This is a genomic window from Methyloglobulus sp. (assembly GCF_964779595.1).
Window position 1 is genome coordinate 23,304 of the sequence record NZ_CBAROL010000001.1, and the last position, 12,544, is coordinate 35,847.

The 12,544-nt window shown below is 46.6% G+C and carries 12 protein-coding genes and 1 pseudogene; 7 read left to right on the plus strand and 6 right to left on the minus strand.

The genetic code is table 11. The annotated features are described in order from the left end of the window. Positions 1-2 precede the first annotated feature (2 nt). Entirely contained in the window at positions 3-671 is a 669-nt protein-coding gene (locus AC1YY3_RS00120; protein WP_481824659.1) for a TFIIB-type zinc ribbon-containing protein, read from the plus strand. Between the two features lie 75 nt (positions 672-746). On the opposite strand, the gene AC1YY3_RS00125 is transcribed toward AC1YY3_RS00120, so the two are convergent. Further along, entirely contained in the window at positions 747-1,694 is a 948-nt protein-coding gene (locus tag AC1YY3_RS00125; RefSeq protein WP_481824660.1) for a DUF58 domain-containing protein, read from the minus strand. Beyond that, complete coding sequence (locus tag AC1YY3_RS00130; RefSeq protein ID WP_481824661.1) at positions 1,691-2,596, minus strand: AAA family ATPase; 906 nt, start codon at positions 2,594-2,596, stop codon at positions 1,691-1,693. The genes AC1YY3_RS00125 and AC1YY3_RS00130 overlap by 4 nt, the downstream gene beginning before the upstream one ends. A gap of 105 nt (positions 2,597-2,701) precedes the next feature. Between AC1YY3_RS00130 and AC1YY3_RS00135 the strand changes: the two genes are divergently transcribed. From AC1YY3_RS00135 to AC1YY3_RS00150, 4 genes are all read left to right on the plus strand, one after another. Then, complete coding sequence (locus tag AC1YY3_RS00135) at positions 2,702-3,040, plus strand: TraR/DksA family transcriptional regulator (protein WP_481824662.1); 339 nt, start codon at positions 2,702-2,704, stop codon at positions 3,038-3,040. A gap of 232 nt (positions 3,041-3,272) precedes the next feature. Beyond that, positions 3,273-4,307 carry a tRNA pseudouridine(13) synthase TruD gene (gene truD, locus AC1YY3_RS00140; protein WP_481824663.1) on the plus strand — a complete coding sequence of 345 codons (1,035 nt, stop codon included), beginning with the start codon at positions 3,273-3,275 and terminating at the stop codon, positions 4,305-4,307. Positions 4,308-4,384: 77 nt separating this feature from the next. Further along, the gene (locus AC1YY3_RS00145; protein WP_481824664.1) at positions 4,385-5,098 is read left to right on the plus strand and encodes a retropepsin-like aspartic protease family protein; all 714 of its coding nucleotides are present in this window, start codon (positions 4,385-4,387) and stop codon (positions 5,096-5,098) included. A gap of 331 nt (positions 5,099-5,429) precedes the next feature. Then, the gene (locus AC1YY3_RS00150) at positions 5,430-5,816 is read left to right on the plus strand and encodes a hypothetical protein (RefSeq protein ID WP_481824665.1); all 387 of its coding nucleotides are present in this window, start codon (positions 5,430-5,432) and stop codon (positions 5,814-5,816) included. Between the two features lie 120 nt (positions 5,817-5,936). On the opposite strand, the gene topA is transcribed toward AC1YY3_RS00150, so the two are convergent. The 4 genes and pseudogenes from topA to AC1YY3_RS00170 form a co-directional block, all read right to left on the minus strand. Continuing rightward, complete coding sequence (gene topA / locus AC1YY3_RS00155; RefSeq protein WP_482194230.1) at positions 5,937-8,264, minus strand: type I DNA topoisomerase; 2,328 nt, start codon at positions 8,262-8,264, stop codon at positions 5,937-5,939. Between the two features lie 23 nt (positions 8,265-8,287). Continuing rightward, positions 8,288-8,755 carry a Smg family protein gene (locus tag AC1YY3_RS00160; RefSeq protein ID WP_481824277.1) on the minus strand — a complete coding sequence of 156 codons (468 nt, stop codon included), beginning with the start codon at positions 8,753-8,755 and terminating at the stop codon, positions 8,288-8,290. A gap of 13 nt (positions 8,756-8,768) precedes the next feature. Next, positions 8,769-9,821: a DNA-processing protein DprA gene (gene dprA / locus AC1YY3_RS00165; RefSeq protein ID WP_481824278.1), complete on the minus strand. Its 1,053-nt coding sequence runs from the start codon at positions 9,819-9,821 to the stop codon at positions 8,769-8,771. 50 nt (positions 9,822-9,871) lie between these two features. Next, positions 9,872-11,008: pseudogene (locus AC1YY3_RS00170) on the minus strand (LysM peptidoglycan-binding domain-containing protein). Positions 11,009-11,105: 97 nt separating this feature from the next. On the opposite strand from AC1YY3_RS00170, the gene def reads away from it, so the two are divergent. Both def and fmt read left to right on the plus strand, forming a co-directional pair. Further along, a complete protein-coding gene (def, locus tag AC1YY3_RS00175) occupies positions 11,106-11,612 on the plus strand; it encodes a peptide deformylase (RefSeq protein ID WP_481824279.1) in 507 nt (168 codons plus the stop codon). A 1-nt stretch (position 11,613) separates the two neighbouring features. Then, on the plus strand, positions 11,614-12,537 hold the full coding sequence (gene fmt / locus AC1YY3_RS00180; RefSeq protein WP_481824280.1) for a methionyl-tRNA formyltransferase: 924 nt from the start codon (positions 11,614-11,616) through the stop codon (positions 12,535-12,537). Positions 12,538-12,544: the final 7 nt, after the last annotated feature.

Consider the following 12,544-nt stretch of genomic DNA (forward strand, 5'->3'; position numbering starts at 1 on the left):
TCATGGCTAGATGCTCATCTTGCTCGGCGGCGTTGCCTGCCAATACCAATCGCTGTCTGTATTGTAATACGCGCAGCGATGTCGATTTACATGCCAAGCATCCGTATAAAGTAGAAAAACTGCATAGCAAGCGGATCTGTCCAAACTGTGACAAACCGCTACAAACTATTGGCTTAAAAACGCCAGAGCCATTAGCTGTTGAACGCTGTCAAACTTGCTACGGCTTGTTTTTCGATAAAGGTGAAATAGAGTTGATCTTGCAAAGCTCGGTTTCTAATGTCTTTGATATTAATCGTGAACATATCGATAACATCAACAAAGACCGTTACCGCAAGCCTGAAAAAATACGCTATCTTAAGTGTCCTGATTGTCGAAGGCACATGAACCGAGTCAATTTCGGTCAACGCAGTGGTGTGGTCGTTGACCAATGCATTATCCACGGCATTTGGCTGGACAGTGGTGAACTGACGCACTTACTGGAATGGAAAAAAGCCGGTGGTCAATTGTTACATCAAGAACACGCGGCAGACCTGAAAAAGCAAAAACAACAGAAACAGGATGTTCTTCCCCATACGGCGACCGATTATGCTAATACCAGTGGTGGTTTTGGTAGTGCGCTGGAAATAGATTTAATTGAAACAGTGGCGAAGTTGTTGGGTAAATTATTTTGATGTAATCGATAATGTATAGGCTATTTACTGACGTAACCCAACTTTTCAACTGCTATCGGCTTTGCGTAGTTAATATTAAAACAACGCCAACGCTTCCAGACATTTCCGGTAATGTGCTGGGCCATTGCTGGGTTCTAGCCGTAAACCGGGCAACACGAATCCGTAACTTAATCCCGCTTGTTCTGCATCTACCACCCAGCGGCATAAGTAACTCAAGCGTTCTTCCAGCGATTGCCCTGGGGCATGCCCATAATCCAGCCAGATTTCTGCCGAACTTTCCCCGCCGTATTGCTTGCTGAACAGACCTAGGCCTTTCGCGTAGGCTTTCCAGTGCAAATGCCTGATCGGATCGCCAGCCTGATAGCTTTGCAAACCATAAAATTCATCACCGCCTTTTTTGAACCGGCCTTGCTGGTTTTTGGTTGATCCTGTTTCTGGAAAGGGGATTTCCTGGTTTGCAGGTTTGGGGTACACCAACGCTTTCGAGCTAAACCTTATCGGCGACCAAGCGCGGAACAAGCCCAGTGGATAGGCGCTAAAAACAGTGACCGTCCCCGCCGAATGCCAACCCCTTTTCTGGGTCAGGTCGTATAAGGTAAGATGCGCCTTGCTATTGGCTTTTAGGTTGAAATGCTCGACCGCCTTGATTTTTATTTGCAGATGATAGCGTTCGACTGAGGTGGGATTGTCGATATGTACGCCAAACCCCGCCGCCTCGCCAACAAACACGGCTAGGGTTTGGCCTTCCTGGACTGTCAATCCCGCTAGGGATTTATAGGTATGCAGTATGGTGATAAAAAAAATACTGCCCAGCAAAAAGGCCAGCATATACGCCAGATTGTTGTTGTACACGAAGGCAATCAGTGCCAGCAGCAGGATCAACAAGCTGAAACCCAGGCCGCGTTGCGTTGGCAAAATAAAGATTCGCCGCTGATTGAGGGTTAGTGGCTTGCCGTCCACAGTTCGTTCACCTAAGAAAAATCGGTCCAGTCCGTAGCGTTCTTTTAGAGCTAATCCTTTCAATGCACGGCAACCTTAGCCAAAATGGGCGCGACGATGGCTACGGAATCGTTATTGCCTGACCGCAACCTATGACCTGCAACTGCCGCCAGCACGGCTTGTATATCTTCCGGGATGACCGCATCGCGCTGACCCATAAACGCCCAGGCTTTGGCAGCCGTTAGTAACGCCAAGCCTGCCCTGGGCGACAACCCGCAATGGTATTCGGGGGATTCGCGGGTGAAGTTGATGATTGCTTGGCAATAATCCAGCAAGGCAGAGGACACATGGACTTTACGTATGTTTTTTTGGATTTGCTGCAAATCTTGCGGCAGCAACTGGGCAGATAATGACTCAATCAGAAGGTGCCGATTCTGTCCCGTCAACAATTGCCGTTCTGATTTGGGGTCGGGATAACCCAACTCAATCCGCATCAAAAAGCGGTCCAGTTGCGATTCCGGTAGGGGAAAAGTGCCAATCTGGTGCGAGGGATTTTGTGTGGCAATCACAAAGAAAGGTTCTGGTAATTGATAAGTAACGCCTTCCACGGTGACTTGCTGCTCCTCCATCGCTTCCAGCAGCGCGCTTTGGGCTTTCGGTGTCGAGCGGTTAATCTCATCCGCCAACACCATCTGGTTAAATATCGGCCCAGCATGGAACTTGAATTCATGGTTTTTGGCATCGAACACCGAAGCGCCGATGATGTCTGCCGGTAAAATATCGCTGGTAAATTGGATGCGCTGGTATTGCATCCCCAGTAACTTCGCCAACGTATGCGCCAATGTGGTTTTGCCCACGCCGGGAATGTCTTCAATCAACAAATGCCCACGCGCCAACAGGCAACACACCGCCAGGCGGATTTGCCTGTCTTTGCCGAGGATAACCTGATTGGCGGCATTCAGTAGCCGCTGGATGTCATTTTGCATAGTTAATGGTAGGATGCTTGAAAAACGAGTTGTTGCCCATAGTATAGAACATTGGCTATAGAACAATGGCTCTAGTTGAGGCAAAGCAAAAGCAGGAGTGTTGCCATGAAAGAATATGAACAAGTACGCAGTAATCTGATTGAAATGCTGGAGGAACTGGACGACCGCCTAGCCAAGATCACTCACGATGTCAAACATGAAGACGAACCGTTAGAAAAAGATTTTGCCGAACAAGCCACACAGTCCGAAAATGACGAAGTGCTGGATTACTTAGGCAATGCCGCCAGGGCAGAACGGGATAGGGTGCAACAAGCCATCGCCCGTATAGACAGCGGTGAATACGGTATTTGCGAATTGTGCGGTGAACCCATCAGAAAAGAGCGCCTGGAAGCCGTGCCTTATTCCAGCATGTGCGTTAAGTGTGCGAGCCAGGCGGGGTGTTGAGCTTGGTAGCTACTGCCACCTTAATGTACCCCAACTACTTGCTTGCTGATCGAAAATAATCTTTCGCAGCCAGTGCGCTTGGTTTTTTACAGAAAAAAGGTCTTTAATGGGTTCACCGGTTTGTTCTATGGTTAGCGGAGTGTATTGTAGAACTTGGGCTTTTTGAACCAAAAATGTATTTTGGTTGGCTCAAAATATGCCCCGCATAAGGCTGCACCTTGATTAACCCTTCATGACTATTGAAATCCCCGCTTGGCCTTATGTTTACGGCTCGCCTTCAGGTGTCGGCAAAATCCGCACCGCACCGGAAGATTTTGTCGTCTATGAAAACCTTGCTTTTGAGCCGTCCGGGGGTGGGGAACATGTCTTTTTGCAAATACAAAAAACTGGAGAAAATACCGACTTTGTTGCCCGGCAATTGGCTCGATATGCCAATGTGCGCCAGCGTGATATTGGTTATGCCGGATTAAAAGACCGCCATGCGGTGACGACCCAATGGTTTAGCGTTTGGCTGCCCGGTAAATCTGAGCCAGACTGGACGGCATTTGCAAGCGACAACATGAAGGTGCTGCACACGGTACGTCATGCCCGAAAATTAAAACGTGGCGTGTTGTCGGGCAACCGTTTTGAAATCACTATTCGTGATTGGCAAGGAGATCAAGCAAAAACCGTTGAGCAGTTATCATCAATCAAGGCCAACGGCATTGCCAATTATTACGGCGAGCAACGCTTTGGCAACCAGGGGCAAAATGTCAACAAAGCCTTGGCGATGTTTAAAGGCGCGAAAATAGGCCGCGAACAGCGTAGCCTGTACTTATCCGCCGCACGTTCGTATCTGTTCAACCAGATTCTTAGCATTAGAGTTGCCGAAGCAACCTGGAATCAAGGGCTTATAGGTGACACCTATATGTTCGACTGCTCGAATAGCAGTTTTAAATCACAGTTGCCGGATGCTGAAATCCTACGCCGACTTGCAGCCAAAACCATCCATCCAACAGGCGTGCTATGGGGCAAGGGCGAGATTGATGTGTCTGCTGACGCATTTGCTATAGAACACAAAATAGTCGATGATTATGTCGAACTGGCTGAAGGTTTGGTTGCTTTTGGTGTGGAAAAAGCCCGTCGTGCTTTAAGGGTTAATGTGGACAATCTGGACTGGCAGTTCAGCAATAAAACCACATTAAAGCTCTCATTTACCCTGCCTGCTGGCAGTTACGCTACCTCGGTGTTGCGGGAAGTTATTGGACTTCAAGTTCACAACAGTTAATCAAAAATTGGCAAATCGCAATGTTTTGTGTGTTAACGTAAGTTTTCAGTCTATTTACGTTGTATCGAATTATGCTAATGACAATAACCGACAACCTCATTCCTGCTAGTAAACACCTGCATTTACTGCTCATTGCAGCCTTGGTGTTGTTTGCCGTAAGTATTCATGCAGAAGATGCTGACGATTTGTTTGCCCAAATCCAGGCATTACAAAACCAGAACAAAATCCAGATTACTGGGCTGGAACGTATTCAAAATGCAGAGAAAGTTCTGATCAGCGGCAGCTTGGAGCAGCAAGTCAAACAGCTTTTTGCATCGTACAATCACATTGTCAGTCGAAATACGAAAGGACAGATTGACCGCGTTGTCATCATCAACAAAAAGCAAAAACACAAAGATAACCGTATTGTGTTGCCGACCAGTCTCAAAGGCAATCATTCTACGGTTTCTGTAGCACTTTCAGGTGATGGCAGAGTCTGGCAAACCGTGGATATGGTGATCGACACTGGCGCGGATTTAGTTGTGTTGCCAGAATCTATGATCGACCAATTAGGGCTTGCGGACAGTAAATTTGTCGTAGGAAAAATGCAAACTGCTAATGGCATGGCCGACGCAAAAATTGGTCTGTTGCAAGAACTGAATATTGCTGGAGAAACCGTTGAAAATGTTGAAGTCGCCTTTATTGCTGACCAATTGTTAGGCGAAAACAAGTTGTTGGGGATGAGTGTGTTAGGACGTTATCAAGTAAATATTGATGATAAAGCGCAGTTGATTACGTTAATTAAAAAATAAGTTAACAAGAAGATAGTGATGTTTGCTCATATCACACAATGAAATCCAATAACATTGAAATACAGCTATCACCATTTTAAGCACTTAATCCCTTCAATGGTAGTAAGATGTATTCGGTGGCAGCACTCAAATTGTAGTAACAACAGAATCGGTATTCCCGCCTCATAATGACATTTGTAGTCATATTTAAGTCGATACTTGGTCTCATTGTGAGCTTGATTAACTCCAAATACCCGTTAAGTTGGGTTTGTAATAACTGCCGTTCTGAGTAAGTGTAATGTGTAGAGTTGCCCTTAAGTTTGTTTTTAATCCTTAAATACAGGAAGTGATAATGAAAAAAATATTTCTAGCCACAGCAATTTTGGGTTTAACGCTATTTGGAAACGCTGTTTCTGCTGATGTTGCAGTGCAATCCAAAGAAGAAGTACAAGGCACTTGGAAGCTGAAAACCACTAAAAATTCTTTAACCGATAGGCGACCTATCACACGGGAAGATACCTGGGTGTTTGAAGGCGGTAAAGTAACAATCTTACATATTCCCCGTGAAGGCACTTATTACGACCAACCTCCCGTAAATTATGAAATAGATAACGGTAAGTTGAAGGTTGAGATTTTAGGTGGTAGCCGATTTGATTTGTATACTGTCGTGGAAAAAAGCGACAAAAACATGACTTTGAAAGGAAAATTCGGCGATTACTACTTTTTTGAAAAAAAGTAATACTGGCTTAATCTTGTCAGTTAGCTCCGTAAGTGACCGTTATCAAGCGAACACTTACGACCTTTGAATTGTTTGTAGCTTAAAATAAAACTGAGTATTCCGGCTTATTATCGGCTGTTCTCAGACAGCCGTTTCTTTTGGTCCTTGCACATCAGCAGGATCGCCTTCATAAGGTGTGGCATATTTGCAGTCTTTTTGGGGGCAGGTTTTTTCCACGCCGCGTGTTTTGGTTTCCTTGACTACCAGAACGGGCCAATGGCATTCCGGACAGCTATCATTTATTGGCACGTTCCACAGTGCATAATTGCACTTGGGATATTCAGAACAGGAATAAAACACTTTGCTGTTACGCGACTTGCGTTTGAGGATAGTGCCTTTTTTGCATTGTGGGCATTCGACTTTTGTGTCTTGCGGCTTTTCCAGTGGCTCGATGTGCTTGCACTTAGGATAAGCGCTACAGCCGATAAATTTGCCGTACTTACCGACTTTAAATACCAAAGGCGATTCACAGCTAGGGCAAACTCGACCTTCGACAGTTTCCGGCGCAGTGCTGGTGGCGGCATCGTCATTCAAGTTACGGGTGTACGAGCATTCTGGGTAGTTTGTGCAGCCGATAAAGCGTCCATTTCGCCCTAAACGGATGGATAAGGGGCTGGTACAAAGCGGACATTTCTCGTCAATAGCTTCCTGGGTGACATCCTTGCGTTGGACTTGCGCTTCTTTTTCAATAATCAAATTACTGAATGGCTTCCAGAACTTGGTCATCAGCGGAATCCATTCCTGCTCACCGCGTGATACTGCGTCCAGTTCATCTTCCAGATTGGCGGTAAAGTCGTAATCGACATATTTGGTGAAATGTTCGGTCAGGAATTTGTTGACGATTCTGCCGACATCGGTTGGGTAGAAGCGCTTGCTGTCCAGAGTGACGTATTCACGGTTTTGTAAGGTCGATATGATCGAGGCATACGTGGAGGGGCGGCCAATGCCATGTTCTTCCAGCGATTTGACCAAGCTGGCTTCACCGTAACGCGGCGGTGGTTCGGTAAAATGTTGTCCAGCGATGATGTCGTTAAGTTTGACTGGACGGCCTTCTTCCATAGAAGGCAAAAAATTTTCCTTATCGTCGCTTTCTTTGGTGTCATCTTTTCCTTCCAGATACACCGCCATAAAGCCTGGATTGGCAATGCTAGAACCTGTTGCTCTAAAAGTATGCTTGCCCTCTTCGCCACAACTTAGATCAACGGCGACCAGATTGAGCGTGGCATAGGTCATCTGACAAGCGATGGAACGTTTCCAGATTAAATCATAAAGCTTAAATTGCTCTGCGCTGAGGTGGGCTTTTAGCTGATTGGGTAAGTGGCGCGGATAGGTCGGGCGTATCGCTTCGTGTGCTTCCTGGGCATTTTTTGACTTAGTTTTAAATAATCGAGGTTCTTTGGGAACGTTATCCGCCCCGTAAGTTTCTGCAATCAAGGTGCGTATTTCTTGCACGGCATCTACAGACAGATTCACTGAATCGGTACGCATATAAGTGATAAGGCCAGCCGTTTCGCCGCCTATATCAATGCCTTCGTACAATTGTTGGGCGACCATCATGGTGCGCTTGGTAGTGAAACCGAGCTTACGTGAGGCTTCTTGTTGCAAGGTTGACGTGATGAACGGCGGAGCAGGATTGCGGTTTTGCTGCTTTTTTTCCAGCTTACTGACGACTAACTGACCGTCGGCGGCATCAAGTAAGGTTTGTTTGGTTTTTTCTGCTAATTCGCCATCGGTTATGCTGAATTGGTTGAGTTTTTCGCCGTTAAAATGCGTGAGCTTTGCTTTAAACGCCTGTTCCTGAGCAGTTAATGCGGCATCTATCGTCCAGTATTCGCGGGTTTTGAAAGCCTCGATTTCCAGTTCGCGCTCGACAATCATCCGCAAAGCAGGACTTTGCACACGACCTGCGGATAAGCCTCGGCGGATTTTTTTCCACAACAATGGCGATAGTTTAAAGCCAACCAGATAATCCAAAGCCCGTCGCGCCTGCTGGGCATTGATTAAATTGATAGCGAGTTCTGACGGGTTGGCAATAGCTTCAGTAACCGCTTTTTTGGTGATTTCATGGAACACAACCCGATGCACTGGCTTGTTTTTTAAAAGGTTTTTTTCCTTGAGCAATTCGTACAAATGCCAAGAAATGGCTTCCCCTTCGCGGTCAGGGTCGGTAGCCAGATAAAGCACATCAGCCGCTTTAAGTGCCTTACTGATGGTTTGTACGTGCTTTTGGTTGCGCTCAATCAGCTCATATTTCATGGCAAAATCGTTGTCGGGATCAACCGCGCCCTCTTTGGGGACAAGGTCGCGGACATGGCCATACGAAGCCAACACATGGAAGTCTTTGCCTAGATACTTCTCGATGGTTTTGGCTTTAGCCGGGGATTCTACAATAACGAGGTTCTTGCTCATTCAATCAAATGCAAGCGGAGGAATTAATTTAAGTAAGTGGGTACAAGGTCGTAAACTATATCTTCCATTCTGGAAAAGGCAATTTCTTCGTCCGGTTGACTAAGCAATACCAGCATGACTATCCACTTGAGTTTTTCGATGGACAGTTCTTCATCTTCGAGTGCCAGCGCACGGTCTATGACCACTTCCCGATTGGCGGAATTTAAAATGCTGCTACGCTCAAGAAACATCAGTAGATCGCGGCATTCCAGATCCAGCTTGGCCTGTTCTTCATGGCTGAAAATACGGAAAGAAGTGGCTATGGTGGGCCTTATTCCACGTTGCAGGCTGAGAGATTCCAGCCAAACAAAAGCTTTATTGACTTCGCAAGTCTCAAAACCCGCTGCCAATAATTCTGTCCTGACGCTGTCACTGTCTGGAAGAATTTCAAGCTCATCTTCCATATAGTGTTCAAAAAGGTACATCAGGACATCAAAAATAGTTTCTTTCATAGGTTCAATCGGTTTATTTCAAACGGGTATAGCTACCACCAGCGTTCGCCTCTACGTATCCAGATAACTCCAAGATCAATAGCATGGATGAGATAACCTCAACTGAAGTCCCTGACTCTTCAACCAATTTGTCGATAGCAGTTGGGCTGAACATGACGCGATTCAATAGTGTTTGTTGCTCCAGGTCAAGCGTTGTTTGTAATATTTCAACGGAATTGTTTTCATCTTGTTGAATATATTGACTAAATTCTTCAAGTATATCCTGGGTGGTTTCGACCAGTTTAGCACCTTCCCGGATCAGCGCATTGCAACCTCGCGCCAAGGGGTTATGGATAGAACCTGGAATGGCAAAGACTTCGCGGTTCTGTTCCAATGCCATCCGTGCAGTAATCAGCGAGCCGCTTTCCTTGGCAGCTTCAACCACCAGCAAGCCTTGGCACAGTCCGCTGATGATACGGTTACGTCTGGGGAAGTGGTTGGCTTTTGCCAAAGTGCCGGGCGGAAATTCGGAAACCATTGCGCCGGTATTGACGATTTCGGTCGCCAGATCAATATGCCGTGCGGGATATACGCGATCCAAGCCAGTTCCTGCGACGGCAATAGTGTAGCCTTTAGCATTCAACGCACCTTGGTGGCTGGCGGCATCAATTCCCAATGCTAAACCGCTGGTAATGACAAAACCCTGTTGACTTAAGGTTTTGGCAAAGCCAAAGGCTGTTTCCAGTCCTAATGTCGAGGGATTACGGCTACCGACGATGGCAATCTGCGGCAGAGATAGCAGCTCAGGATTGCCCCGTACAAACAAGAGCGGCGGCGGGTCGTGGATTTCTTTAAGTTGTGCGGGGTAATCAGAGTCAAATAAGGTGAGAACAGCATTATTGTTTTGTTCCAACCAGGCGAGATCAGAGTCAATAATCGACCAATCTGGATTTTTAATGGCCTGTATGATGTCGCTTTTCAAACCTAAAGCGGAAAGTGCTGCGTTGGATTCCTCAAATAGTTGAGGAGCCGTGTGAGTTTCTAGCAGTCTAAGGAAAGTCCTGCTACCAACGCCTGGCGTACGCAATAGCGCAAGCCAGTATTTAATGTCGTTTTTTTGTGCTTTAGTGAATGTGTTCAGGGAGTTTGGACTTTATCGAGGACGTGAATGGCTTGAGTGGCTTTCATGACCAAGGCGTAACTCACCCGATCAAAGGGGCGGAAAACCATTAATGTACCTGCCATTTCATCAGGCAGCTTGACCTGATCGTTCTTGATGACACTGTATGTGTCTCTGGTTATTCTGCCGCGCTGGTAAATATCCAGCTCATGTCCTGGCAACAGCCCATCCTGAGTGCCCTTATCAATTACGACCACATTAAATTTGCCGATTTGGCTAACGCCATCCAGTACACTGATAATGCTGCCCTTAATGCTTTCTTCGGGCGCTCTGGGGAAATAGCTCAAGGTGAATTGTTCCTCAGCCTTTGGCATTAGCCGATCACCGATAAGGATTTCGGTAACCGATTTGTCGATAACCACCGTTGCGGGGTCGCCTGCTTGCACTAAGCTGGTGTCGGCGACATATTTTGCTTCATAGCCCAATACTTCACCCGTTTCTGGTCTTTGGAAGGTATCACCAGCACGGTACACCGTAAAGCCTGTATTTTGCGGCGCAAGAATGGAGCGCACATAAAGTTTGTCACCTGCCGCTGCAATTAGACGTTAACCCGCAAGATCGACGACATAAGGCGCGGCGTTGAGTTCGTTAACCCCGACCACTTTAGGTGAGCTTAGGTATTTAGCGATAGTTTCCGTCGGAATCAAACGAATGGCTGCTTTCTGGCTGGTTTCTCGGATACAGGGCGAAAGTTTGCCGCCTTGCGCCATCGCAAAGCTGGTACGACCATTATGGATGTCTTCTTCGCTAATCATACAGGTATCGCTAGTAGGGCTGACACCTGAATCTTGATAAGCCTCGTTGCCTCTGGAAAAACTCAACCTAGGCTTGCCATCAACAACAGAAAAGTAAACGGTTTGACCAGGATAAATAAGGTGTGGATTTTTAATCTGGGCGTTGTAACTCCACAGTTGCGGCCACTGAGTGGGATGATTTAAAAACTTCCCTGAAATATCCCATAAGGTATCGCCTTCGACAACGGTGTATTGGTTAGGATGGGATGGATTAATGGACAATGGGATCGCTTCGGTAGCCCACGCAGATGCGATCATGCACAAAGCAACTATTAATCCTGAAAGTGTTCTAAAAACCATAGTGTATTCCCGTGGTGTCTTTTTAATCATTATGAATTCAAAGTTTAGATGAATTCATATAGAATTCCAGTATTAACTAATTATAGTGGAGAGTTTGTTGAGCGTTTTAACTATTCTCGAATTTCCTGACGACCGTTTACGTAAAAAAGCGGCTGAAGTTCAGGTTGTCGATGGCAAAATCAAAAAACTGGTCGATGACATGCTGGAAACCATGTATCTGGCGAAAGGGATCGGCTTGGCGGCAACCCAGGTAAACGTCCACCAGCGTATTGTCGTCATTGATGTGAGCGAGGAGAAAGATAACCCTTTGTGTTTGATTAATCCAGAAATTATTGCGAAAGATGGCGTGGAAGAGTCTGAAGAAGGCTGTTTGTCAGTACCTGGTTTTTTTGAAACGGTTAAACGCGCCGAACACATCAAGGTAAAAGCCTTGGATAAGGAAGGCAAGCCTTTTGAAATGGAAGCAGATGCTTTACTGGCTGTGTGCATACAGCACGAGCTGGATCATCTGGAAGGCAAGTTGTTTGTGGATTATATATCGTCCCTAAAGCGGCAGCGCATCAAGAAAAAACTGGAGAAACTCCACAAACTGGAACAAAACTGACGTGCGGATTATTTTTGCGGGAACACCCGATTTCGCCGTCCCCAGCTTACGGATGCTGTTGGACTCCAAACACGAGGTCTGCGCCGTCCACACCCAACCTGACCGCCCTGCCGGCAGGGGACGCAAGCTGCAACCCAGCCCAGTGAAAGAATTGGCGTTAAGCGTGGAAATTCCGGTATTTCAGCCGCTTAGCCTCAAACCGGAAGCGGATTTGCAGCAACTGCGTGATTTTAATCCTGATCTGATGGTAGTAGTGGCTTATGGCATGATATTGCCGCAAGCGGCTCTTGATATACCGACATTAGGCTGCCTCAATGTTCATGGCTCCCTATTGCCGCGCTGGCGCGGTGCAGCACCGATTCAACGGGCTTTGATGGCCGGGGACGAAAGAACTGGCGTTACTATTATGCGGATCATCCACAAACTGGATGCTGGCGATATGTTGCATAAGGAAGAGTGCATGATTACTGCACAAGATACTTCTGGGGATTTATACGAAAAACTGGCTGCTTTAGGTGCGGTTGGTTTGGAAAAAGTGCTTGCACAGATCGAATCTGACACTGTACAAGCTGAAATTCAGGATGAAAGCTTAGTCACTTACGCGGAAAAACTGAGCAAAACCGAAGCCGAACTCGATTGGACGCAATCTGCGGAACAATTGGGTAGGATAGTAAAAGGACTTAATCCCTGGCCTGTCGCACAAACACTGTATAAAGGTCAGGTGTTACGGATATGGCAAGCCGAGCCGATGGTATCTGACATCAAAACTGATCCTGGCACAATCATCTGCACTAACAAAACCCTGGATGTAGCAACCAAAGATGGCTTGTTGCGTTTGCATGAAGTGCAATTGCCCGGCGGAAAACGCTTACCTATCCAGGCGTTTTTGAGCTCACATCATCCACAAGGAGTCAAACTCGGTTGATTACATT